The organism is Enterobacter sp. MF024 (genome assembly GCF_005843915.1).
GTDB lineage: Bacteria > Pseudomonadota > Gammaproteobacteria > Enterobacterales > Enterobacteriaceae > Enterobacter > Enterobacter barmai.
Map to the genome: position 1 here is coordinate 180,320 of NZ_VCBB01000003.1, position 23,851 is coordinate 204,170.

A 23,851-nucleotide genomic window follows, 5' to 3' on the forward strand; every position below is an offset into this window, starting at 1 on the left:
GTAGCGTATCCTTCTGCGTTTTGTTGCCCCGCGGGAGAAGAGAAACCAAAGATGAAATGCAATTCCATTAAAATCAGGTAATTAAAATTAATAACTCGCAGTAAATTGCACAAAAATTTACATTTGTAGAGATTTTCAGCTACCCTGACTCTCCTCGTCTTTCCCAAAGGCTAACCGCAGCGCGTACCGGCGGAGATCCTCAGGCCAGCCGGCAATACACGCCATAAACGCCGCCTCATCGTCGGCAAACAGCGCGCGAATGCCCTCCTCATAGCCAAAAAGATCCCCCGCCATCTCGTACATAAAGTGATAGGCGCGATCGTGCCGCTGACGCTTGTTATCCACCGGTTTGGCGGTTTTCCTCGCCTGATCGATAAGCCTGCGCAGCGTGGCGGACGCTCCGCCGGGTTGCGTGGCCAGCCACTCCCAGTGACGGGGCAACAGGGTCACCTCTTTCGCCGACACGCCCAGTTTTGGCCGTCCGCGGGATTTAACAACGTTGCTTTCCGCCAGCTCCGGGTAAACCGCCAGGGCGCTGGCAATATCCCCGTTAACGTGAATATCGAGGCGTTTTCCGCTGCGATCGTTAAAGATGAAAACGGTTTCACTGCCGATGTTAGCGGATTGTAGCTGCTGCAACAGTTCGCTCAGGCTGCCGTGCGCGATTTGCTGGTTCCGCCAGAAGGCGGTAAGGGTGATAGCGGGCATGTTTTACCTTTTTATCCGGGTAAAAATATAAAGCCTGGAGCAGGCTTTACTCCTCGTCAATTTTACCCGGGTAAAAATATGTCTCACGCGGTCTGGCGGGGGAGATTAAGGGCGTCATATTCGTTTGAAGAAGAACGGTGGCGGGCGGAAAAGTTAAGGCTAACGCATCTGCAAAATAATAGCGCTGACTAAAATCTCAGTTTTCCTGATAAAAATTCTGCTGCGCAAATATTCGCCGAAGCGCATTCAACCGGCGTAAATCATCCCCGGTGACTACCAGAATTGGAGATTGACGCATTCTTTTAAGATGTTAAATTTTTTGAGTTTTTTCTCATGGACGAGCGCCGTGCAATATCCAGCGCAGCGGACAACCCTGTTTTTCCTCCATCAGAATACGTTTTTCTGGCCGATCTTCTCTTAAGGGAAATCTATATAGCGATCGCCGAAACCACCTTCGACAAAATACCTGTGCCACACCGGTAGCGTTGCCCCTTAATAAAAAAACGAACACAACGGAATTATTTAATGCGTATGTCACTCCATAACCTCCCTCTGCGTAGCTTGCTGGTACTGGCCGTCATCATCGCATTAAGTGGCTGCTCCATGCGTTACGACAAAAACGGCAAAATCCTTTTCAAAACCGATCTGGCGAGCGTGCTGGGTAACGAAGTCGGTCAGTTCACACTGGCAGATGGTTCAACGGGGGCGTTAAGGGAACTGAACGGCCGCTACAGCCTGAAATGGAGCAATCTGATGATTGAGCGCCCGCTGGAGGGGGTGAGCTGGGCGCGGATCGTCAATCAGTATCACATCGAAGGGCATACGCTGCTGCTGGTGAAAGTGGCGACGCCCTCCTGCCCGGCGCAGTATCGTCTGGTCGACCTGCAAAATACCCGTTCGCAGGAGTGGGCCTTCACGGGAGTTTGCGATACCGGCCCGGATATCACCGCCAGCGCCGACAAACTGCAGCTGAACTTCGCCACCGACAACCGTATCGAACAGTTCAACTGGCAGCATGGCGAGGTCTACCATCGTCGCCTGCCGGTTCAGAAAGCAAAAACGGTGCAGAGCAACACCCGCGAGCAGACCAGTACGACCCGCAAAGCCAAAGCACAGCCCGTGGCGAAGCCGGTAAAGCGCACGCCGACAAAAGCGGTGGAACCTCTCCCACCTAAAGTTGCTCAGCCAGAGCTGGACAATTCCGTGCCAAATGAGATCTATGCCCCGACCAAAACCCGCCAGACCAGCCTGGAGCTTAAGTCATGACTGAGCAGGTGCAGCAAAAAACCTGGCCGCAGGACCGGATCAAGCGTTCGGCCCTCCCCTCCTGGCAAAACTGGCTGGTGACGGGCATTACCCTCACCTATCTCATCTGTGAACTGGCGTTCAACTCCCGCCTGCTGGACCTGGTTGGCAGCGTGTCGACCGCTGAAGAAGTTCACAATATGGAACGCTACGGACGGACATTAACCGCCATCGCCGCAGCGCTGCTGGCGTTTCAGTTCTCGCTCATGGCCATTGTCCGACTGAAGAAAAAAGGCCGCTTGCCGAGCGCGAAAGCGAGTATTGGCGCGGTGCTGCTGATCTGCCTGGTGACCGGTACCGTCACCTGGCATGCCGTGGAGTGGGTGATTGAACGCCAGGTTTCAAAAAGCACCGGGGAGTTTCGTCAGATGTCGCTCCTGGCGCAGCTTTACCAGCATGCGTTGATTGAAGGACAGCAGACGCTGCAGGGCATCCCGCTGGAGAGCAACGGCAGCCAGGTGCAAACCTGGACCAGCCCTTCAGGAAAGGCATTTCTGGCAACGCTGCCGATCCTGCTGAGCGCCTCCGACCGCTACCGTAATTTGCTGGAAAGCGGTATGGAGCAGAACTTGCGCGACAACATCAGCGCCCGGGAGGGCGGCGTCCTCGGCTATTACAAAGCCTGGCAGCAGGCGCGTGAAGAGGTGTACAAGCAGTTCACTGCCTATTACAACGATGAGATGGATATCAGCGAAACGGTGCGCCAGGAGCAGTCCAGAGCCTGGCAACGCTACGAGCGCTCGCTCGAGGCGAAACGCCTGAAAACCTGGAACGTGCCACGCCGTTACTACGCCAGCGTGCGCAACCATGTTCGCGGACAGGGCGTGCCCGTCACCGGTGACTGGACGCCGTCCGACCGCGCCGGTTTTAACGCTGCCGTGGCGAAAGCCGCAAGACAGAAATATCTCGCCCAGCGGACCGTGGTCTATAAAGGCGTCACCCTGCCTAAACGACTCGACTGGGCCGTCTTTTTCCGCCAGGAGGTGGTGCAGAAAGAATTACGCCAGAAGCTGCTGCTCCCGGCCGGTACGCGAGTGCGTGAAGAGTATCCGCTTACCGACAAGCTAAAAAGTTTTGCCTTAGAGTTGCACGCCCCGCATCTTGACGAGGCAGTAAGGCAACAGCTCCCTGAGCTACGCGCGGCGGCAACAAGCTATAGTCCGGGCGGCGTCAATGAAAAGCTGGGGGAAGATGCGGCGCGTGCCGTAATTGTGCCGCCGGTTGCGCTGATCTTCTCTCTGGTGGGTGCCCTCACCCATCTGGCTAAGCTGCTCTATTTGCTGCTGGTCCCCCTGACGGCGGCGATGTTGACCCGCCGCACCTCGCGTACCCTGTTCTTTATGAATCATCACCCGCTGCTGTTCCCGGTGGGGCTGATTGCAGCCCTGCTGGTGACGTTCAGCGTCATTAATAACGACATCACCGAATCACAGGCCTATCAGAACTTAAAGGACGGATTAGCAGGAGCCAGGATCTCGATTACTGATGAACCCCTGCCCCTGAGCGGCGGGACGGTGCTGCGCGTTGTTCATGCCGTCAGCATCGGGCAAAGCTACAGTTATCCGATTAACCAGTTCCTGCGAGAAAACGTGCTGCTGGGGTTTGATTTTGGCTATAGTTCGCGCCATGAGTAGGACTCAGGGCGGGGATAGCCCCGCTGTTAAATTGATTTCAACTGCAGATAGTGAAAGAACTTTTCCATTCCCGGTATTCAGGATGAATGATAGACTTGCGATGCAGTTAACTTATAAGTTTCATATAAATCCTGCCATTCACGATACTGTTTTTATTCAAGGCTGATAAATGAATTTGTCTACTATTAAACCCAGATATGACTGGGTAGATGCCATGAAGTTCTTAGGGATATCGGCAATATATTTAGGGCATTTAGGGACTTACGCAGGAAAACTTTATCCTTTTGTCTTTAGTTTTCATGTGCCACTGTTTTTCTTCGCGGCCGGATTCTTTGCAGCCCATAAAGCGAAATCAAATTTCGTCCAGTTTACGATCAATAAAGCCAGGCGACTGCTCCTGCCCTACTTTGCTTTTGCCTTTATGACATTGCTGATAACCGGGTTGGGATCGGGCAGTGGTATTGAAGGATTAAAAGGAAGCGTCATTGAGATTATCTTTGGCATCCGAAACGCGCCTGCGGTCGGCAGCCTTTGGTTTATTAATTGTCTGTTCACTATTTTTATCATCGACTTTATCTTTTCGAGAATCACGACAAACCCTGTCGTGCTGCTCATCCTGTCGTTGATTGCCTATGTGTTATCACAAACTGTATTAGGGCATAACCCTTTGGTTGATCCCAAATGGATTTTTAACGTTGACTCCGCGTTAGCGTACTGGTGGTCACTTGCCGCCGGGAGATGCTTGTTCAGCACGCTGCAGAACAGTAAGGCATTTTCCAAATCCGTTCCCGGTGCGGTCTTATTTGCCGTTTTGGGGTTGATCACTGCGTATCAATTGTTCAATTCAGGTTCACTGCTCTTAGCTGTTTTACAGAAAATTCAGCCCTCGCTTGCAGGTTATGCGGCTGTTGGCATGTTTAATAACATCTTCACAACGCTGTGTTTAATACTGACCTGCGTGTTTGTTGCAAAAGCGATTTGTGAATCAAAGTATGTTATTAACGTCGGGAAAAATACGTTAAACATTTGCGGCCTCGAATATATCGTTAAATCGCTGATTCCTTTATTCATCGGCTTACTGGGACTGCAATTTACTATTCCAAACCCGCTGGCGGCTGTTATTTATACCTGCATCTGCATCTACGTCGCGCATAAAATTGGCGTATGGCTGTCGGACATTATCCGCGGTCCGTTCCTCATTAAATAAATCAGGCCCGTCATGTACCCTGGCAGGGTACATGACGGCGCTTTCAGACTGCACTCTCCCCTGCAATCCTTCCCACCATTGCCCTGAGCTCTTCCCGCGATAATGGCTGTCGGTCGGTAACAAAGTGCAGGGTCATCCCTTCGATAAAGGCATCCAGCGCGCGAGCGGTGACTGGATCAAACCACTGCTCCAGCACGGTCTGGCTGGTTTTCATCCAGTCCTGCATCACGGTTTTTAACGACGGGCTGCGGTTCATAAAGGCGTACAGCTGGTACATCAGCTCCATATTGTGCGGCGTGGTGACTTCAGAGCTGTAGATCAGGGTGGTGATGGAATCACAGGCCATTTCCGGGCCCGTTACACCGGCAAAAAACTCGCGGTACTGCACCGACATCTGCTGCGTAAACCAGGTAAAGGCCTCTTCGAGCAGCGCGTCCATACCGGCAAAATAGTAGGTCATCGACCCCAGCGGCACCCCGGCGCAGCTGGCGATTTTGCGATGGGTGACGGCGTTCAGGCCGTGTTCGGCAATGGTGTCCAGGGTGGCCTGCAGGATCCTTTCCCGCCGTTGCGGATCGTTAGGTCGTCTGTTCATATTTACCTCAGCGAATTTATGTACAAATGTACACAACCTTGCTAGTGTTGTCTCCTGTGTTGTCCCTCTGGTACAGAAATCATGACCGTCATCTCATCGCGCAAAATTCTGCAACGCCGCCTGTGGGCGCTGTTTATGTTCTTTTTTATTCCCGGCCTGTTAATGGCCTCCTGGGCCACACGTACCCCCGCTATCCGCGACATTTTGTCGGTCTCAACGGCGGAGATGGGCATCGTGTTGTTTGGCCTGTCGATTGGCTCCATGAGCGGCATTCTCTGCTCCGCCTGGCTGGTTAAGCGCTTCGGCACGCGGAAAGTGATCCGCACCACCATGTGCTGCGCGATTGTGGGTATGATTATGCTCAGCGTTGCGCTGTGGTTCGCCTCCCCGCTGGCGTTTGCCCTCGGGCTCACCGTCTTTGGCGGCAGCTTTGGTGCCGCCGAAGTGGCCATCAACGTGGAAGGCGCCACCATCGAGCGCGAGATGAACAAAACCGTGCTGCCGATGATGCACGGCTTTTACAGCCTCGGCACGCTGGCAGGCGCGGGTGTTGGTATGGCGCTCACCGCCGCCGGCATCGCCGCGAATCTGCACATTCTGCTGGCGGCGTTGGTCTGTATCGCCCCGGTCCTGCTGGGTATCACCGCGATCCCGGACGGCAACGGCAAAAACCAGGCGGGCGAGAGCAAAACCGGTGAGAAAGGGTTGCCGTTCTATCGCGATATGCAGCTGATGCTGATTGGTGTGGTGGTGCTGGCAATGGCCTTTGCCGAAGGGTCCGCCAACGACTGGCTGCCGCTGCTGATGGTGGACGGTCACGGATTCAGCCCCACCTCCGGCTCGCTGATTTACGCCGGGTTTACCCTCGGCATGACCGTCGGGCGCTTTACCGGCGGCTGGTTTATCGACCGCTACAGCCGCGTAACGGTGGTGCGCGCCAGCGCCCTGCTCGGCGGGCTGGGCATTGCGCTGATTATTTTTGTCGATGTCGACTGGATTGCCGGCGTGTCGGTGATCCTGTGGGGACTTGGCGCTTCGCTCGGCTTCCCGCTCACCATCTCGGCGGCCAGCGATACCGGCCCGGATGCGCCGACCCGCGTCAGCGTGGTTGCCACCACCGGCTATCTCGCCTTCCTGGTGGGCCCGCCGCTGCTGGGCTTCCTCGGCGAACATTATGGCTTACGCAGCGCCATGATGGTGGTACTGGGATTAGTGATGATTGCCGCCCTGGTTGCCCGGGCGGTCGCCAAACCGGCCGCACAGGCTGGATCTGTCATGGAGAATGGATATGAGCGTTAAAATGATTGCGGTTGATATGGATGGCACCTTCCTGAACGATGCGAAGGAGTACAATCGCGCGCGCTTCCTGCGCCAGTATGCGCAGATGAAGGAACGGGGCATTCGGTTTGTGGTCGCCAGCGGCAACCAGTATTACCAGCTGATCTCCTTTTTCCCGGAGATCGCCGATGAGATTGCCTTTGTCGCCGAAAACGGCGGCTGGGTGGTGAATGCCGGTGAAGACGTCTATAACGGCGAGCTGACCCAGGCGCAGTTCGCCACCGTGGCGGAATTTCTCTGTTCAATTCCCGAAGTAGAAGTGATTGCCTGCGGCAAAGACAGCGCCTATACCCTCAAGCACTATGGCGAGGCGTTCCATGACGTGGCAGCGAAGTATTATCACCGTCTGGAAAAGGTGGATAACTTCGACAACTTCAACGATATCTTCTTTAAATTCGGGCTGAATCTGCCGGACGAAGAGATACCGCGCATCCAGGCGATGATCCACCAGAAGCTGAGCGATATTATGGTGCCGGTCACCACCGGGCACGGCAACATCGACCTGATCCTGCCGGGGATCCACAAGGCCAACGGCCTGCGCCTGCTTCAGGAATTGTGGGGCATTGACGACAGCGAAGTGGTGGCCTTTGGCGACAGCGGTAACGACGTGGAGATGCTGAGCCAGGCCGGATTTAGCTTTGCCATGGCCAACGCCCGGGATCACATCAAAGCGGTCGCCCGCTATGAAGCGCCGCACAATAATGAAGAAGGGGTGCTGGAGGTTATCGACCGCGTGTTGAGCCGGGAAGCACCGTTCAACTAAGCAGGGTAATGCCCGGCGGCGCGTTGCTTGCACGGGCCTACGATATCGGGCCGTATGTTAACACGACGCCCGTTTTTGTAGGCCGGGTAAGGCGAAGCCGCCACCCGGCTTGAATGCTTACTCCGGCTGTAACGCACTCCCCACCCGCTTATCTTTCAGGAACACAAACATCAGCGCCAGCCACAGCAGGCCGTTTGCCAGGTTAAACAGGCTGAACAACCCGTTGCCGCCGCTGCTGAAGGCGTGTTTGCTCACTTCGATACCCACGGTGAAGATCAGCATCTGCAACATGCCCATCGCCGCCGATACAGTACCTTTACTCACCTCGCTGGCAAACAGCGTCAGGCGCACCAGCCCGGCATTCGCCAGTCCAATACCAAACGCGTAAATGCTTAACCCGGCGGTCATCCACAGATAGGCATGGGATGACACCACCGTCGCTACCGCTGCCACCACCAGACCAATGACAATCGGCCAGCCGCCCATAATGATCAGCGAGCGCACGGTACGACGTGAGGTCAGGCGGGCCAGCACGACGTTACCCACAATCAGCGCGCCAAAAATCGGCACCTGCAGCAGGCCATACTCGTAGCTGCTGAGATTTTCACCGCTGATGATGATCACCGGCGACTGGGCGATCCACGCCAGCAGCGGCAGGCAGACAAAGCCAATGGCCAGCGCTCCCGCCACGAAGCGGACATTTTTCAGCACTTCTTTATAGTCGCGCCCCAGCTCCTGCAAGGAGAGTTTCTCGCCAATACGGGTGGCGGTTTCCGGCATCGCCCGGTGCAGGCCGTAAAAAGAGATCGCCGCCAGCGCGGCAAACAGCACAAACATCCCCTCCCACGGTGCAACGTGGACCCAGGCCGCCCCCACCAGCGGGCCCAGCAGGGGCGCAATCAGCGCCACGTTAGCCATCAGGGCGGTGATTTTGATGCACACCGCCTCTTCAAACGACTCCTGGATGGCGGCATAGCCGACCGCGCCGATAAAGCACAGGCTGACCCCCTGTAAAAAACGCAGCACCATAAACTGCTCGATGGTTTGCGCCAGCAGGGTCGCCAGGCAGGTGACGATAAACCACGCCACCCCGGTGAGCATCACCGGACGACGGCCAATACGATCCGACAGCGGCCCGAGCAGCCACTGTAAAAACATCCCCCCCGCCAGATAGGCGGTCATGGAGGTGGGAACCCACTCGATCCCGGCGTTGTACTGCTCCACCACCGCCAGCATGCCGGGCTGGATCATATCGTTGCCGATATAGGTGGAGAATTCGTAAAGCACCAGGCACAGGGGGAACAGCAACGCCTGACGCCCCAGGCGAGTGCCAGAAGAAGAACGGTTTATCATGGAGTCTCAATATCCGATAAAAAATCGCGCAGAGTGTAATGAAATGGCCGCGCCAGAGATAGCAGATTCACGCGGCAGTTCAGAAATAAGGCACAAATCGCCGTCGTTTAAGGTTTCCTTAAGTTGGCATCCGTATGCTTGGGCTTTTCCAGTCATTGACCTTAATTATGACACAGATTTCCTCCGCCTCAGAATTGTCTAAGTTAAAGAGTTCTAAGACAAAACCCCTTTACCGCTTGCCGGTACGTTTTTATGGTTATCAGCTTATTGCGCTGCTGGTTCTGGCCGGGGTTTTCACGTGGCTTTCACGGGATGAGACCCTCGACCGGATGCTGACGGGCTACTGGTTTGACGCGGCGACTCAGCACTTTTCGCTGCAGCAGAACGCGCTGCTGGATCTGCTCAATCATCGACTGGCGAAATACCTGACCATTGCCCTGGCCGCCGGAACGCTGCTTTACGGCGCGTACCGACGCAACGCCCGGCTGGTAACCGGGGCTCTGTTAATGGGGCTGGGCACGGCGGTGGTTGGCGTAATGAAAGCCATCAGCCATCACAGCTGCCCCTGGGATCTGGTTGGGTACGGCGGCAAAGCGCTGTCGTATCCCCTGTTTGATACCGCCCCCGCCGGCAGTGGCCCTGGCCGCTGTTTCCCGGGCGGACACGCCTCAAGCGGCTTTATGGTGATGGGGCTGTTCTTCGCCTTCTGGCGCGAGCGTCCGCGCCTGGCCTGGGGAATGGTGGTAGCGGGTATTGTGCTCGGGCTGGTCATGGGCTATGGCCAGGTGATGCGCGGGGCACATTTCTTCTCCCATAACCTGTGGGCAGGTTGGTGGGTGTGGTTTTCACAGGTGGTGGCCTACGGCCTTGTTTCCGCCTGGTTTGCAAAAGAGTGACGAGGGTATGTTAGAAAATCTGAACTACGGACTGTTTGAACTGATCAACGCCACACCTGCTTCACCGGAGTGGAGCATCAAACTCGCCACCTTTGTGGCGAAAGATCTGATTAGCATCGTTCCGGCGCTGATTGCGATCCTCTGGCTGTGGGGGCCGCGCAAGCAGGTAAGTGCCCAGCGCCAACTGGTGATTAAGATCGCCATGGCGCTGCTGATTAGCCTGGCGGCGTCCTGGCTGCTGGGGCATATGTTCCCGCATGACCGCCCGTTTGTCGATCGTGTCGGCTATAACTTCCTGCATCATGCCGCCGACGACTCCTTCCCGAGCGATCACGGCACCGTCATCTTCACCTTTGCGCTGGCGTTCCTGTTCTGGCATCGCGTCTGGTCGGGCATCGTCCTGATGATAGTGGCCTGCACCATCGCCTGGTCCCGCGTCTACCTTGGCGTGCATTGGCCGATGGACATGCTGGGCGGACTGATGGTCGGCATGCTGGGCTGTCTGAGCGCGCAGATCCTGTGGAATCTGTGCGGTGACGTTATCTATCAACGTCTTTCGCAGCTGCACCGGTTCTGCTTTGCCCTGCCTATTCGTAAAGGCTGGATACGTGACTAATTCGGGTTTAGCGAGTTAAACTTGAGCCCCCCGGCGTAACGGGGGTTCATTTATGGCTCCGAGGACCTATGGAAACACGACGTGACGAACGGCTGGCTCAACTGATTAATGCGCTCAAGCGCAGCGACAAATTGCACCTGAAAGAAGCCGCCGCGCTGCTGGGTGTCTCCGAGATGACCATTCGTCGCGATCTCAACAGTGAAAGTGGCCCCGTGGTACTGCTTGGCGGCTATATCGTCCTTGAGCCCCGCAGCGCCAGCCACTATCTGCTGAGCGATCAAAAGACCCGCCTGGTGGAAGAGAAACGCAAAGCCGCGCGTCTTGCCGCCTCGCTGGTGCAGCCCCACCAGACGCTGTTTTTCGATTGCGGCACCACCACGCCGTGGATCATCGAAGCCATTGATAACGACCTGCCGTTTACCGGCGTCTGCTACTCTCTGAACACCTTCCTCGCGTTGCAGGAAAAGCCAGAGTGCCGGGTGATCCTCTGCGGCGGGGAGTTCCACGCCAGCAATGCGATTTTCAAACCGCTGAATCTGCAGGACACGCTCAATAACCTGTGCCCGGATATCGCCTTTTACTCCGCGGCGGGCGTGCATGTCCGCCAGGGGGCGACCTGCTTTAATCTCGACGAGCTGCCGGTCAAACAGTGGGCGATGAATATGGCTCAGTACCATGTGCTGGTGGTGGATCACAGCAAGATTGGCAAAGTGCGCCCGGCAAGAATGGGCGAACTGACGCGTTTTAACGCCATCGTGAGCAACTGTCGTCCGGATGAGGAGCTGGTTTCTTATGCTAAGGCGCAGCAGATTAAGCTGATGTACTGAGTGCGGGCTAGTGCCCGGCGGCGCTGCGCTTGCGCGGGCCTACGATATTTGTAGGCCGGGTAAGGCGAAGCCGCCACCCGGCGTTGTTTTCAACTACTTAAACCAACCGCCAAACCACTCGTGGAATTTCATCATTACGTAATCCCACATCCGGCCGAAGAAGCCGCCCTCTTCCACCGCTTCCATCACCACCAGCGGACGCTGTTCGATGGATTTGCCGTTCAGCTGGAAGTCGATGGTGCCCACCACCTGGCCTTTCTTCAACGGTGCGGTGAGCTGTTTATCGGTCAGGGTGTAGCTGGCTTTCAGGTTTTTAAGCTGGCCGCGCGGAATGGTCACGGAACCGCCTTCCCCGGCGCCGAGATTGACCTCACTCTTGTCACCAAACCAGACGCGCTGGCTGACAAAGGTCGCGTCCGGCTTAATCGGCGTGACGGTTTCGAAGAAGCGGAAGCCCCAGGTCAGCAGTTTTTCCGACTCGTTAAAGCGGATGCGGTCGGTTTTGGTGCCCAGCACCACCGAGATCAGACGCATATCGCCCTGGGTGGCTGACGCCACGAGGTTATACCCTGCCCCTGCCGTGGTACCGGTTTTCATGCCGTCGACGTTCACGTTGCTGCTCCAGAGCAGGCGGTTACGGTTCGGCTGGCGGATCTTATTGAAGGTGAACTCTTTCTCTTTGTGGATCGCATACTCTTCCGGCACGTCATGAATCAGCGCCTTACCCAGCAGCGCCATATCCCGGGCGGTACTGAACTGGCCCGGCGCATCCAGGCCGTGAACCGTTTTAAAGGTGGTGTTAGTGAGGCCTAATTTTTGCGCATACCCATTCATCAAGCCAATAAACGAATCCTGGCTGCCGGCCACATAATCGGCCAGCGCGATGCAGGCATCATTCCCCGACTGAATGATTACCCCTTTATTCAGGTCGGAAACCGCCACCTGATCGCCGGGCTTGAGGAACATCACCGAGGAGCCACGGAGCGCCGGGTTGCCGGTCGCCCAGGCATCTTTGCCGATGGTCACCATGTCGGTGAGCTTGATTTTGCCCGCTTTTAGCGCCTGCCCCACCACGTAGCTGGTCATGATTTTTGTCAGGCTTGCCGGGTCGAGTTTCTCGTCCGCATTGCCTTCGGCCAGCACTTTGCCGCTGGCATAGTCCATCAATATCCAGGCGCGCGCATCAACCGGCGGGGCCTCTGGCGCCGCCTGTTCCGCTGCGTACAGCGAAGGTGCAAAAAGGACCAGCAGCGCAGAACCCGCTACCAGACCGCGTAAAGAAGAAGTTTTTCGCATCATGTTGCCACCCGAATTTCCATTCCAAAAATCACGTCACACTACCGTGCCGTAAGAAGCGATGAGTAATAACGTACTAAAGCCTTAAAAAAAACCAAATCCTGGTAAAGTTTTTAAAGTTTATGCAATAACAACCCGATACGCTTTGACCTCATCGATTTTTTTCGCCTCTGTTGCGTATTTGTTGGGTTTATCTCACCATGTGAAGCCATACACTCGGATGTTATCTTAAGATCGGCTTTAATTATAAGGGGTTATTATGATTACGTTGTGGGGCAGGAACAATTCAACCAACGTCAAAAAGGTGCTCTGGACGCTGGAAGAGCTCGATTTACCCTTTAACCAGATCATGGCGGGACTGGAGTTCGGGGTGAATAAAGACGCGGAGTATCTGGCGATGAACCCCAATGGCCTGGTTCCGCTGCTGCGCGATGACGAAACCGACCTGACGCTGTGGGAATCCAACGCCATCGTGCGCTACCTCGCCGCACAATATGGCCAGAACCGACTCTGGATCGATGCTCCCGCAAAGCGTGCCGTTGGGGAAAAGTGGATGGACTGGGCCAACCAGACGCTGTCGCCTGCCCACCGGGTGATCCTGATGGGGCTGGTGAGAACCCCGGAAGCCGAGCGTAACTACCCGGCCATTAATGCCGCAAAAGAGAGCTGCGAATCCCTGCTCGCCATGCTGGATGACACCCTGGCGACACAGCCGTGGCTGTCGGGCGACGACTTTGGCGTGGGCGACATCGCCGTCGCGCCCTTTGTCTGGAACCTCACCAACGTTGGCCTGGACTGGGCTGCGCGCCCGCATCTGGAACGCTGGATGGCTAAGCTGAGCGAGCGCCCGGCCTACCGCAACGTGGTGATGATCCCGGTTACTTAAGCTATTTCCCGGACGGGCTGACTTTTAACAGCTGCCCGTCCGACTCATCGGTCAGCACGTATAAATAGCCATCCGGCCCGACCCGCACATCGCGGACCCGCCGATCGCGATCCCCCAGAATGCGCCCCTCTTCGGTTACCCTTTTGTCGTTAACGTTCAGTACGATCACATCCTTGTCCTTCAGCGCGCCGATAAACAGTTTGTTTTTCCACTGCGGGAAAACATCGCTGTTATAGAAGGCCATCCCGCTCAGGGCCGGGGACTGCTTCCAGACAAACAGCGGCGGCTCGGTGCCTTCCACGTGCTCACCTTTGGCCTCCGGGATCGGCAAGCCGCTGTAGTTGATGCCGTGCGTCGCCAGCGGCCAGCCGTAGTTTTTGCCTTTTTCCGGGATGTTAATTTCATCCCCGCCGCGCGGGCCGTGCTCGTTAAGCCACAGGGTATCGCTCCACGGATTCATCGCCATCCCCTGCGGGTTGCGGATCCCGTAAGACCAGATTTCCGGCCGCGCATCGTTACGGTTTACGAAGGGGTTATCGCCCGGAACCGCACCCTGATCGGTCAGGCGCACCACCTTGCCCTGCAGCTTGTCCAGATCCTGGGCGGTAGGCCGCTGGTTATTCTCGCCCAGCGCGATATAGAGATAGCCTTTGCCGTCGAACACCAGCCGACCGCCAAAATGATTACCGGTAGAGAGTTTTGGCTGCTGGCGGAAGACCACCTTAAAGGCCTCCAGCCGCGTATTATCGTCGCTCAGACGGCCATACCCCACCGCCGTACCTGCTTTTCCGTCATCCCCCGCTTCGGCATAGCTCAGCCAGACCCGGCGCGAGGTCGCGAAGTCGGGTGCCAGCACCACGTCGAGCAGTCCGCCCTGGCCATTAGCCCAGACCTTCGGCACGCCGACGATGGGATCGGAAAGCCCCTTACCCGCCTGCCAGCGCTTAAGCTGGCCGCCTTTCAGGGTGATCAACATGCCCTGATCTCCCGGCAGGAACGCCAGCGACCAGGGGTGATCGAGTTTATTTTGCAGCACTTCGACCTTCACGTCGGCGGGTGCCGCACACAGCGAGGCGGATATCAGCAACATTGGCAGGGAAATAAGCGAGGATCGACGCATAATGCACTCCTTTTCGACATATGCCTTAAAGGTAGCCACTCAGCGCAGGGGCACTCTTACTTTTACAAAAACTTAAGCAGTTGGGGGAGTTGCCTCCCCCGGGGTCAGCTCCGAATCAGCGGTGCATGCGATTTCAGATACTGGATGCAGAGAGTGAGATCGTTCAGACAGTTTTCCAGCTTCTCTGCGTTGACGGCGATAAATGTCGGGCAATCGTGGTTGCCGGTCATCATACAGACGCCTGCGGTAGTGAGCGAACCGGCGGCGCGATAGAGCATAGCCTGCTCCTCGGGATTACAATAGGCTCTCAGTTCAGGCGCTTTTTCACGCATATAAGTACAAAGTTCAAAGAAGTTGTCACGCAGATGGTCGCTTTCGCTGACTGACATGTACCCCTTCGCTTTCCTCAACTGCAGATAGGCCGCGAGATCAATTCGGGCGTTGATCATCTTGTTCAGAAGATCGCGTTTTAGTCTGTCAACGGACATGCTATTTCCCCCCTTGTCAGCTTAGAACACCTTTAGATTATGGCTGTTTTTTGTACAATTTAATGCGTCAGGTCAATAATACGCGACTGTTTTGCATAATTTACAATGTTAAATCGCCGCGTCCAGGCAGCAGCGAGAAGGCCTGTAGCGCGGGTAAATTCAAAATCATACTTCTCACTCACAGCAGCGGGCGCGCAACCTGCTATTTTTCAGAGGGTCGCGCGGTGATACAGAGGGCGTATGCAAACCTTTCCGGTGTCAGAAAAGATCGTCTCGTTAACCCGGATCGACCTGAATCTGCTGACCCTCTTTTGCCTGATTTACAGCGTGGGCAGTATCTCCCGAGTGGCCGATATGCTGGACATATCGCCCTCCGCCGTCAGCCAGTCGCTGCGAAAACTGCGCGAGCAGATGGGCGATAACCTGTTTGTCCGCAGCGGCAATATTCTGCTGCCCACGGTGTATGCGGATGAGCTGTACGATAATATCCTGCCGATCATCGATAAACTTGCCACCCTGCTTCCGCTCTCGTCACAGATTAAAAAGAGAAGGCTGACGCTCTATACCGAATCCTTTATTTCGCCGCTGGTCGTACCCGATCTCACGGAAAAGATTGTCAGGATGAATTCGGATATCAGCCTGCTGCACCGCACCGCCGATCTCAACGAAGCGAAAATTACCGAACTGCTGAATATGCGCCAGGCGGATGTGGTGTTCTCCACCTTTTCTGTTGAGAGCAGTAATCTTTCTTGCCAGAAGATGAGTGATATGACGCTGGTGTTGATTGCTGCAAAAGATAATCCTCTTTATGGGGATACGGTAACGGAAGAGATGTTCAGGGAGGCCAACCTTGTGGGCTACAACACCAAAAACGAAAAGATTATTTATCACCGGAGCATCGTTGATAAAAAATTCCGTTCCAGCGAGCGCTGCCTGCTGACGACCTCTTTCGCGTCCATCCTGCTGATTGTTTCTCAGACCGATTGCCTGGGCATTATCCCGGAAAAGGTCTTTTCGACGTATGCCGGGATGTATAACCTGAAGAAACTGGACACGCCCTTCACGCTACCGCAATTCAGTATTTACTCTTCTTTCAGAAAAGAGATGAATAAACTGCTCTATTCTCTGCTGGCCGATTTCTCAGTAAATAACCCGACCTGAATTTTCAGAGAATAAAATACACGTTAGTATTTTTTGATTTTATGCTTGCCGAATTCGCTGTCATCGGCAATTTTTAATTCATTGACTAATTTTGACTGGGTCAGGCCTGTGGCAACGGAAATACAGGATAATTCGACGCCGTAGGTGTGGAGGGTTTTGGCCATTTCTAATTTAGATTGCAGATAAATATCTCTCATAACGTACCTCATTTAAGTAATCGACGAGGTGAAAGATAAGTTATCTGTTTAACCAATCCAATAAGGGCCCCTTAAAGCCGGGATAAGTAATTCTAAACGAGATAATTTCGAATTAAGCCATTGAAGCCAGTAACAATTTCACCAAGAAATTTTTCCCCGCTTCGCTGATGCAGTGACATCCCGTGTCAGTCTCCTCGCGTAAAGTACGCTAATCATCACGGCAGTAACATAAATCTTAATGAATGCGCGATTAACCTTAATTTTTCTGCGCAACTGCCGTTAATAACCAGATGTACGCTGATTATTAAAGGAAAGATATGATGCTCTCCCAGCCAGAATCCACCCTTATCGATTCTGAACTCCTCGCGCTGCGTGCTTACTGGCAGCACTATGAATTCCCTGCACAACAGCTGACCGTTATTGAAGAGAACATCCGCACTTTCTCCGTGCGTCTGCCGCTCATCGGTGCCTTCAGCGCCGGTAAATCGTCGCTCATCAATTCGCTGTTGCAGGAAAACCTGCTGTCGGTCGCCATCGATCCTGAAACCAGCCTGCCCACGGAAATACGCTATGCGCCACAGGAGTCCCTTGCCCTGCGCCGTAAAAACGCCTCGCCGCAGCCGTTAAGCCGTGAAGCATTACGCACCCAGAACTTTGGCGAGCACGATCCACAGAACGTCGTCGACGTCGCCCTGGCGAGCCCGGTGCTCGCCGCGCTGGACGGACTGACGCTGGTGGATATGCCGGGCTGGGAATCCGGGATTACTCAGCATTCGCTGGCGATTGATAACTACCTCGATCGCAGCGCCGCTTATGCGGTGGTGGTCAGCGTCGACGAGGGCGTGCTGAAAGAGAGCCTGCGTAAGATCGTGGAAGAGCTGGCGATCCACGACAAGCCGATGATGCTGATCGTCACCAAATGCGACAAGAAAACCCCGGAGGACGTAGAGGCGGTGGTTGGCCATGTCCGCCAGCAGATTGAAGCCCTGACCCGGAAACCGCTGCTCGCCGTGTGCCGCACGCAGCGCCGGAACGCCAGCGAATGGGCGACGGCGCTCCCGGTGCTGCTGCCGCTACAACAGCGCTTCTGGCACCGGGCCATTGGCTTGCCGGTGCAGCAGTGCGTGCAAGATCTGCTGGCGCGTATCGAGCAGCTGGCGCAGAGCCATAACCAGACCCTGGAAGAGATCGCCGGCGAGCGCGAACTGCTTACCCTGCAGTATCAACGCCTGCAGGAGGAGGTCAAACAGATCACCACGCGGCTGCACGACCAGCGCAACATCGCCGAACGCGCCATTGTGGATGATTTTGCCAGCCGCCTGAACAGCCAGCTTGAGACGCTGACCAGGGCGCTGCTCAACGGCGAGGACGTGAGCGGGACGATTGGTCATGCCCTGCGTATGTCGTGGTCGCAGGGCGTTGAGCGCTATCTCCGCCCCGTTATTCAGCATGAGCTGAACAACCTGCAACTGCAGGACGGGCTGCAGATCCAGGCCATGAACTTCTCACAGAATTTTAAGGCCAGCGAGTCGGCTTCAGAGCTCATCAAAAACACCCTCGCCTGGATCCTGCCTGCGGCCATTAACCTGATTACCCGCATCCCGATGGGCAAAGTGTTAACCCCGCTGATCGTTTCGGCGCTGGAGAGCCTGTTCCAGCGCGGCAGCCAGGAGCTGATTCAGCGCCAACAGCAGGAAGAGGCGCGCCGTCACGTGCTCAACACCGTGATCCCGTCCTGCTGCTCAACGGCGGCGCCGGACATCGCCCGCGGGCTCAGCAACACCATTGATGAAGTGATGCTGAGCATTTCCCGCTCCGCCGATCGGGAGATGGCGAAAGTGCAGCAGACGCTGGATCTCAAGGCCCGCGAACTAGAGAAAGAGCAAGCCGCCGAGGCGCAGCGCCAGCAAACCTGGCAGCAGGACAGCGCGGCCCTGAAGCAACTGCTGGCCCGCTTACAGGAGTTTAACCATGAATAAGCTGGACGAGGCCACGCTGCGCGATCGCTACGCCCTGCTCTGCGAGGCCTGTGAAGATCGCCCTGGTGGCGCGGCAAAAGATGACGAAGCCCTGCTGCTGGCGCTGGAAGACCTGATCGAGCAGGATCTGCCGGCGCTGGCCCGGCGCGGCAGCCCACCCACGTTCACCGATATTCTGCGCGCCCTGCGCCACGAGATGGTGCGGTTTCGCGAATTTTGTGAATACCCGGTGCTGGCGGGCAAAGTGGTGGTCGGGCTCGGGGGCAGCTTCAGCGCCGGGAAATCCTCCCTGATTAACGCCCTGGTGGGCGACCGTAAGTGCCTGGTCACCGAGGTGGATCCCACCACATCCCTGCCCACCTATCTGGTGCAGGGCGAACACGACACCCCAGACGTCAACGCCATCAACCTGTTTAACCGCCTGATTACGCTGAGCCACAGCCAGTTTCGTACCCTCACCCACGAGGAGCGCGAACGCTACGGCAGTCAGGTGAGCCGGATGCTGAAATCCGTGGTGGTAGCCCATAACGGCTTTAGCTGGGAGAACCTGGCACTGCTGGATACCCCCGGCTACAGCAAGGCCGATGAAGAGGGCAGCGCCCGTACCGACGCCAGCGTGGCGCGCAGTCAGCTTAACAGCGCCCGGTTTATCATCTGGCTGGTGCCGGCGGATAAGGGCACCATCACCGAAGATGACATCGCGTTTCTGGCTTCGCTGGATAAACGGATCCCCAAACTAATCGTCGTCAGCCGTGCCGACAAACATCCCCCGGAGGCTATCGGCAATATTGTCAGTCTTGTGCGCCAGACGCTGGCCCAGCGCGGCATTGAAGTGCTGGACGTGCTGCCCTTCTCCACCCGTCCGCGCCAGCCGTGGTCCATCACCCCGCTGACGGAGTACCTGACGCAGTGGGATCAGGTCTGGCGCGACCCGGGCTTTACGCAGCAGTTCAAACGCCAGTTTATGGCGTATGAAAACTATCTGGATGAGGCGCGTCAGGAGGGGCAACGGCAGCTCAGCAAGTTCAACCGTATTTTGACCCTTAGCGATGATGCGGGCGTTCAGTCCGATATCCAGAGCCTTCAGCGCAACAGCCGGGGCAATCTGTACCAGTTGGAGGAGGTCTGCCAGGCGCTAAGCGAGATCCAGCAGAGTTTCTTCAGCATCCTGAAAACGCTCGGCCAACGCCTAGCGATCCCGCTGGAAGAGCCGGACAGCCTGTCGATGCTGGAATATGCCCCGGTCGACCTGCAGACCCTGCTGCACGCTCTGGCAGACGAGTGCGGTGTGGAACTCCACGAGGTCGACCCCGAGCTGTGGCGACCGCTCACCCGCAATCTGCCTATGGATAACCTCGACCTTGTCCTGCGCCGTAACGATCCCGGCAATCAGCAACTGTGGCAGCCGCTGATGGCAAACAAACCCCTCACCCGCCTCGATGAACTGCTCAAGCGCGACAGTACGCGCTACGCCTCGCTACAGGCCCTGGGCAATGGAGACAACGCATGACGACCGGACATTTTGATGCACTGGTGAGTGCAGCGCGCGTGCAGCTTGAGCCGCTGGACGCCCATTTTATCGCCGACCATGACGCGGCAATGAAGGACGACTATTTAACCCTGCTGGCGGCACTGCTGCTGGAAAAAGGCGCGCTGAGTGAAGCGCAGGTGCGGCTGATAATGATGCTGATCGCGGCCATCCGCCCTGCTTTCCCGCTGGCCCATTATCTGCAGCAGTCAGCGAAGCTGGATAGCGAGGGACTGGTCCGTATCGTCCGCCACCTCGGCCAGAACAAGGCGGCGCAGGCGCTGCTGTTTGATTTTGCCGTCCTGCAGCGCATTGTCGGGCCGCTGGAGCCGCAGCAGGTTGAGCGTCTGGGCTGGCTGGCGAAAATATGTGGCCTGACGGACAAGCAGATCCAGTTGATAAACTTCTGGAGCCTGCGGCTGCTGGGGATTAAGACCTCGGCTGAGGCTTTTGCTGGCGCGGTGACGGTGGTGAAGACAGCAGAGGTGGAGAACCTTTTCAAAGAAGACATGCAGTTTAAAGACAAAATCGTACGCAATGGCATGCCGCAGATTAATCAGGTTGTGAAAAAAGGGAGCTACGTTTTCAAGCAAAAAAGTTCCCCTTCTGGATCATATTGGGGCTTCTGTGCGGGTATGACGCTGTGCCGCTTTGCGCTGGTTCCGGCAAACGGCCTGGTCACCCGTATCGTTATGGATGCCAGCAAGGACGCCAACGATGAATACGGCAAAAACGGCGAACCTCTCTTCGAAATAATCCCCCTCCCTCCGGCATTTAACGCCTGGCAAAGCTTTTTAACAGGGACTCACCATGACTGAGATTAGCTCTTTAGCGATTTTGCAGCAGCTGGATCGACTGCGTCTGAAAGAGAACCCGTACAGTGCGCACACCCTGGCGGACGAAAACGAAAACAACCGCCGCCACTACTGCGCCCTGCTGTTTATGGTGATGCTCAGCCACAGCCCCATCAGCGCAGATCAGCAGCGCATGCTCGAACTCTGGCTGCCGGCGATGGGCATGGAAGGACGTCAGGCTGAGCTGTGCCGGCTGGCGACCCGACTCGGTGAAGAGGGGCTGGAAGAGGCGCTCAACGCCATGCGCGACTGCGGCGGGCAGGTCTGTTTCTTGCTCGACTGTCTGGTGTTTTGCCGGGTAAACGGGCCGCTGACCACCAGCCAGACCGCGCTGCTTGAAGCGCTGGCGGCAATGCTGGACATCAGCCAGCAGGAGATGGAGAACCTGGTCTATATCGCCTGCCTGATTTTGGGCCTGCCGGTGGCTGAGAAAAAGGCCTCAGAGCTGCTGCTGGGGCTTAACGAGATCCGCGTCTGGCGGGAGTTTCTGGCGGATTATATTGAGCTGCTTTTCCTGGGGTTAAAGTCCTGGGTGAGTGAAAACTATCTCAGCCGTTTGATACCGTGTGAGAAAATCAGCGACTTACTGCAACTCGACGAGATCAATCTTTACTCTACGGACTGGAAAAAGGTTACTCCATTCCCGAGTGGTTTTTCGCTGCTGGAAAATCTACAAGCCCTGGTGTTTGATTCTTACAACATTACCGATTTCCCAGCTATCAGCACCTTGCCAGCCAAACTGTCGATAATTCGAACCGGCAGTTATGGGAAAATTGAACATTTGCCTGACACAATATGTCGTCTGAAACATTTGAGAATACTTTCCATACCTGGTACCGATCTCAGCGGAATCTCAGAAAAAGTCTATCAATTCCTTCGTAATAACAACGTCGAACATTCCATTCCCGACAGCTGCTTCATTAAGGGCCCCAAATGACCACCACACTTCAACAGCGCATTGAACACGCCCTCGCCGCCTGCGCCCCGCACGCCTTTACCGCCGAACAGGGCGCGCTAAAGGCGCTGGCGCAGGACTATAAGCAAAAACTCGCACGCTGGCAGCGCACAGAGCAGACGCTCAACATCGGGATTATGGGCCAGGTCAAAGCCGGGAAGAGCACCTTCCTGAATACCCTGCTGTTTGACGGTCGCCCGATCCTGCCCGAAGCCGCCACGCCGAAAACCGCCAACCTGACCCGCATTGGCTACGGCGAACAGCACAGCCTGCAGGTGGAGTACTACAGCCAACAGGAGTGGCAGCAGATTGAAGAGCAGGCTCGCCTGGCAGCGGGCAGCGACAGCCAGAAAGTGGCCCAGGAGCTGCTCGGCATGTCAGCGGAGAAGCTGACAGACTTCACCGCCCACTGGCAAAAGGTGGCGCGCCTTGAAAACCACACCGAGGTGATTCACGCCAGCGACATCAGCGAACTGCAGGGGCTGTTAAACCAGTTTACCGGCAACTACGGCCAGTTTACCGCGCTGGTCAAATCCACGGTGCTCACCCTGCCGGACGAAGCGCTGAAGGGCTTCGAGGTGGTGGATACGCCGGGGATGAACGACCCGGTGCAGAGCCGCTCGCAAAAAACGCGCGATTACATGGCCAACTGCGACGTGGTCTTTTTCCTCTCCCGCTGCAGCCAGTTTCTGGACGACGCGGATATCCGCCTGCTGGGTGAGCAGCTCCCGGGCAAAGGGGTGAAACGGCTGGTGCTGGTCGCTGGCCAGTATGACTCGGTGATCCTCGACGACGGCTACGATCGCGATTCGCTGGCGGAGACGGAAGAGAACATCCAGACCCGCCTGCTGCGTATCGCGCAGAATAAAACGCAACAGCTGGTGGCGTTCCAGCGTGAAAACGGCAACGAAGCGCGCGCCGGGATCCTGGAGCGGTTAGCCAGCCCGGTATTCGCCAGCACCTTTGCCTGGGGATTCGCCCACTGGCCGCAGGAGAAGTGGAGCCAGAGCATGACGCACACCTTTGGCGAGCTGGAGGCGATGGCCGGGGATTGCTGGCCGGAGAACTTTTCTCAGCACGACTGGGAACGTATCGCCAACTTCGCCCCTCTGCAGGCGGAGTGGCAGCAGGCGCGTCAGGATCGTTTGCCGCTGCTGGCGGCGCAGCGCGAAGGCTTTACCCGCGAGTCGGAGGGGCAGCTCAATGAGATCGTCGCCCGCCTGCGCGGTCGCATTACCGACCGCATTTCCAGCCTCGAGAACCAGGATCTGCAGAGCTTGCGGCAACAGCAGGCACTGTGTCGTAAACGGCTGGAGGGCATTACCAACGAGCTGCGCGCTATCATAGGCGACACGCTGCACAAGGCGCGTACGGAGACGCTGTACGTCAGCGGCAGGCTGAGCGAGGACATTGCCCGCTCCCGCCAGCTGCAGTCGCATACCGGCTACCAGCTGGAGCGGTATTCGTATGAGGTCAGCAATTCGACCTGGTACAAACCCTGGACCTGGGGAAGTTCCCGCACCGAATATGGCACCACTTCTGTGGCTTATCAGTACTTTAACGCTCAGGATGCTATCGAGCAGGTTCGCCAGTACAGCCGCAACTGTGCCAGCCAGATCCGTCAGCATTTCAACCATCTCATTGAACCTGTTGCGCTGAAAAAGAGCCTCCGCAGCGCGCTGGTTAATCACCTGAACACCAACAGCGAGCAGTTTGACCCTGCCCTGTTCCGCGGTGCGCTGGAAAGCGCCATTCACGCGCTGTCGCTGCCGGAACTGGTGCTGGAAGCGGATGAATCCCAGGTGATGATCCCCTTCCAGGGCGAAATCAAAAGCAGTGAAGATAAGCAGAAGCTGCAGCAGGCGCTGGATCGGGCACTGGGGTCGATGTTTGACAAGCTGGCGAAGCAGCTAGACGCCGGGGCACAGTCCATTTTTGACCAGCTTGAAACGCTGAAAAGCGGTCTGCAGGAGACGCTCAGCAAGAGCCTGCAACAGGAGTTCAGCGAAATTGAGCAAGGGCTTGCGCGTAAAGAGAGCGAGACGGCGGCGTACCGCGAGCTGTTGCGTCAGTTGGGGTAAAGGTTATTAGGTTACGGGCTGGCTTGGGTATGGCCAGCCGTTGATCCCGGTACGGCGAAAAATG

General features: G+C 56.3%; 22 protein-coding genes. 15 read left to right on the forward strand and 7 right to left on the reverse strand.

Going from position 1 to position 23,851, the window contains the following annotated elements; translation table 11 throughout:
- Window positions 1-135: 135 nt before the first annotated feature.
- Window positions 136-708 carry a DUF2239 family protein gene (locus FFB58_RS07345; RefSeq protein ID WP_138369491.1) on the reverse strand — a complete coding sequence of 191 codons (573 nt, stop codon included), beginning with the start codon at window positions 706-708 and terminating at the stop codon, window positions 136-138.
- A 525-nt stretch (window positions 709-1,233) separates the two neighbouring features.
- On the opposite strand from FFB58_RS07345, the gene FFB58_RS07350 reads away from it, so the two are divergent.
- The 3 genes from FFB58_RS07350 to FFB58_RS07360 all read left to right on the forward strand — a co-directional run bounded on the left by FFB58_RS07350 (window position 1,234) and on the right by FFB58_RS07360 (window position 4,854).
- Complete coding sequence (locus FFB58_RS07350; protein WP_039029598.1) at window positions 1,234-1,974, forward strand: hypothetical protein; 741 nt, start codon at window positions 1,234-1,236, stop codon at window positions 1,972-1,974.
- Window positions 1,971-3,647, forward strand: a complete 1,677-nt coding sequence (locus FFB58_RS07355) for a hypothetical protein (protein WP_138369492.1) — start codon at window positions 1,971-1,973, stop codon at window positions 3,645-3,647. Before FFB58_RS07350 ends, FFB58_RS07355 begins: the two co-directional genes overlap by 4 nt.
- Window positions 3,648-3,816: 169 nt before the next feature.
- A complete protein-coding gene (locus tag FFB58_RS07360; protein ID WP_039029600.1) occupies window positions 3,817-4,854 on the forward strand; it encodes an acyltransferase family protein in 1,038 nt (345 codons plus the stop codon).
- A 43-nt stretch (window positions 4,855-4,897) separates the two neighbouring features.
- On the opposite strand, the gene FFB58_RS07365 is transcribed toward FFB58_RS07360, so the two are convergent.
- Window positions 4,898-5,449 (reverse strand): TetR family transcriptional regulator, encoded by a 552-nt coding sequence (locus FFB58_RS07365; RefSeq protein WP_039029601.1) that lies wholly within the window; start codon window positions 5,447-5,449, stop codon window positions 4,898-4,900.
- Between the two features lie 81 nt (window positions 5,450-5,530).
- Here FFB58_RS07365 and FFB58_RS07370 point away from each other — a divergent pair, with 81 nt between their 5' ends.
- On the forward strand, window positions 5,531-6,748 hold the full coding sequence (locus FFB58_RS07370; protein ID WP_138369493.1) for an MFS transporter: 1,218 nt from the start codon (window positions 5,531-5,533) through the stop codon (window positions 6,746-6,748).
- The gene (locus FFB58_RS07375; protein ID WP_039029603.1) at window positions 6,738-7,550 is read left to right on the forward strand and encodes a Cof-type HAD-IIB family hydrolase; all 813 of its coding nucleotides are present in this window, start codon (window positions 6,738-6,740) and stop codon (window positions 7,548-7,550) included. Before FFB58_RS07370 ends, FFB58_RS07375 begins: the two co-directional genes overlap by 11 nt.
- 117 nt (window positions 7,551-7,667) lie before the next feature.
- Here FFB58_RS07375 and FFB58_RS07380 read toward each other — a convergent pair whose 3' ends face one another.
- A complete protein-coding gene (locus FFB58_RS07380; protein WP_138369494.1) occupies window positions 7,668-8,903 on the reverse strand; it encodes an MFS transporter in 1,236 nt (411 codons plus the stop codon).
- 167 nt (window positions 8,904-9,070) lie between these two features.
- On the opposite strand from FFB58_RS07380, the gene FFB58_RS07385 reads away from it, so the two are divergent.
- The 3 genes from FFB58_RS07385 (at window position 9,071) to deoR (ending at window position 11,242) form a co-directional block, all read left to right on the forward strand.
- Window positions 9,071-9,799, forward strand: a complete 729-nt coding sequence (locus FFB58_RS07385) for a phosphatase PAP2 family protein (RefSeq protein ID WP_138369495.1) — start codon at window positions 9,071-9,073, stop codon at window positions 9,797-9,799.
- A gap of 7 nt (window positions 9,800-9,806) precedes the next feature.
- Complete coding sequence (gene ybjG, locus FFB58_RS07390) at window positions 9,807-10,415, forward strand: undecaprenyl-diphosphate phosphatase (RefSeq protein ID WP_138369496.1); 609 nt, start codon at window positions 9,807-9,809, stop codon at window positions 10,413-10,415.
- Window positions 10,416-10,483: 68 nt separating this feature from the next.
- A complete protein-coding gene (gene deoR, locus FFB58_RS07395) occupies window positions 10,484-11,242 on the forward strand; it encodes a DNA-binding transcriptional repressor DeoR (protein WP_138369497.1) in 759 nt (252 codons plus the stop codon).
- Window positions 11,243-11,335: 93 nt separating this feature from the next.
- Here the strand turns inward: deoR and dacC are convergent, their stop codons facing one another.
- Window positions 11,336-12,541, reverse strand: coding sequence for a serine-type D-Ala-D-Ala carboxypeptidase (gene dacC / locus FFB58_RS07400; protein WP_138369498.1), 1,206 nt, complete (start codon window positions 12,539-12,541; stop codon window positions 11,336-11,338).
- Window positions 12,542-12,797: 256 nt separating this feature from the next.
- On the opposite strand from dacC, the gene FFB58_RS07405 reads away from it, so the two are divergent.
- Window positions 12,798-13,424, forward strand: a complete 627-nt coding sequence (locus FFB58_RS07405) for a glutathione S-transferase family protein (RefSeq protein WP_138369499.1) — start codon at window positions 12,798-12,800, stop codon at window positions 13,422-13,424.
- 1 nt (window position 13,425) lies between these two features.
- Here FFB58_RS07405 and FFB58_RS07410 read toward each other — a convergent pair whose 3' ends face one another.
- Window positions 13,426-14,544 carry a PQQ-dependent sugar dehydrogenase gene (locus tag FFB58_RS07410; protein WP_138369500.1) on the reverse strand — a complete coding sequence of 373 codons (1,119 nt, stop codon included), beginning with the start codon at window positions 14,542-14,544 and terminating at the stop codon, window positions 13,426-13,428.
- 104 nt (window positions 14,545-14,648) lie between these two features.
- Window positions 14,649-15,032 (reverse strand): biofilm formation regulator BssR, encoded by a 384-nt coding sequence (bssR, locus tag FFB58_RS07415; RefSeq protein WP_039029610.1) that lies wholly within the window; start codon window positions 15,030-15,032, stop codon window positions 14,649-14,651.
- 240 nt (window positions 15,033-15,272) lie between these two features.
- Between bssR and FFB58_RS07420 the strand changes: the two genes are divergently transcribed.
- Window positions 15,273-16,193, forward strand: a complete 921-nt coding sequence (locus FFB58_RS07420; protein ID WP_138369501.1) for a LysR family transcriptional regulator — start codon at window positions 15,273-15,275, stop codon at window positions 16,191-16,193.
- A 23-nt stretch (window positions 16,194-16,216) separates the two neighbouring features.
- On the opposite strand, the gene FFB58_RS07425 is transcribed toward FFB58_RS07420, so the two are convergent.
- Window positions 16,217-16,390 carry a glycine cleavage system protein T gene (locus FFB58_RS07425; protein WP_138369502.1) on the reverse strand — a complete coding sequence of 58 codons (174 nt, stop codon included), beginning with the start codon at window positions 16,388-16,390 and terminating at the stop codon, window positions 16,217-16,219.
- A gap of 317 nt (window positions 16,391-16,707) precedes the next feature.
- Between FFB58_RS07425 and FFB58_RS07430 the strand changes: the two genes are divergently transcribed.
- From FFB58_RS07430 to FFB58_RS07450, 5 genes are read left to right on the forward strand one after another with little or no spacing between them, the layout of a single operon-like run.
- Window positions 16,708-18,369 (forward strand): dynamin family protein, encoded by a 1,662-nt coding sequence (locus FFB58_RS07430; RefSeq protein ID WP_138369503.1) that lies wholly within the window; start codon window positions 16,708-16,710, stop codon window positions 18,367-18,369.
- Entirely contained in the window at window positions 18,362-19,879 is a 1,518-nt protein-coding gene (locus tag FFB58_RS07435) for a dynamin family protein (RefSeq protein WP_138369504.1), read from the forward strand. The genes FFB58_RS07430 and FFB58_RS07435 overlap by 8 nt, the downstream gene beginning before the upstream one ends.
- On the forward strand, window positions 19,876-20,715 hold the full coding sequence (locus tag FFB58_RS07440) for a hypothetical protein (RefSeq protein ID WP_138369505.1): 840 nt from the start codon (window positions 19,876-19,878) through the stop codon (window positions 20,713-20,715). The genes FFB58_RS07435 and FFB58_RS07440 overlap by 4 nt, the downstream gene beginning before the upstream one ends.
- On the forward strand, window positions 20,708-21,688 hold the full coding sequence (locus tag FFB58_RS07445; protein ID WP_138369506.1) for a hypothetical protein: 981 nt from the start codon (window positions 20,708-20,710) through the stop codon (window positions 21,686-21,688). The genes FFB58_RS07440 and FFB58_RS07445 overlap by 8 nt, the downstream gene beginning before the upstream one ends.
- Window positions 21,685-23,787: a dynamin family protein gene (locus tag FFB58_RS07450; protein ID WP_138369507.1), complete on the forward strand. Its 2,103-nt coding sequence runs from the start codon at window positions 21,685-21,687 to the stop codon at window positions 23,785-23,787. The genes FFB58_RS07445 and FFB58_RS07450 overlap by 4 nt, the downstream gene beginning before the upstream one ends.
- The last annotated feature ends 64 nt before the right edge of the window (window positions 23,788-23,851 follow it).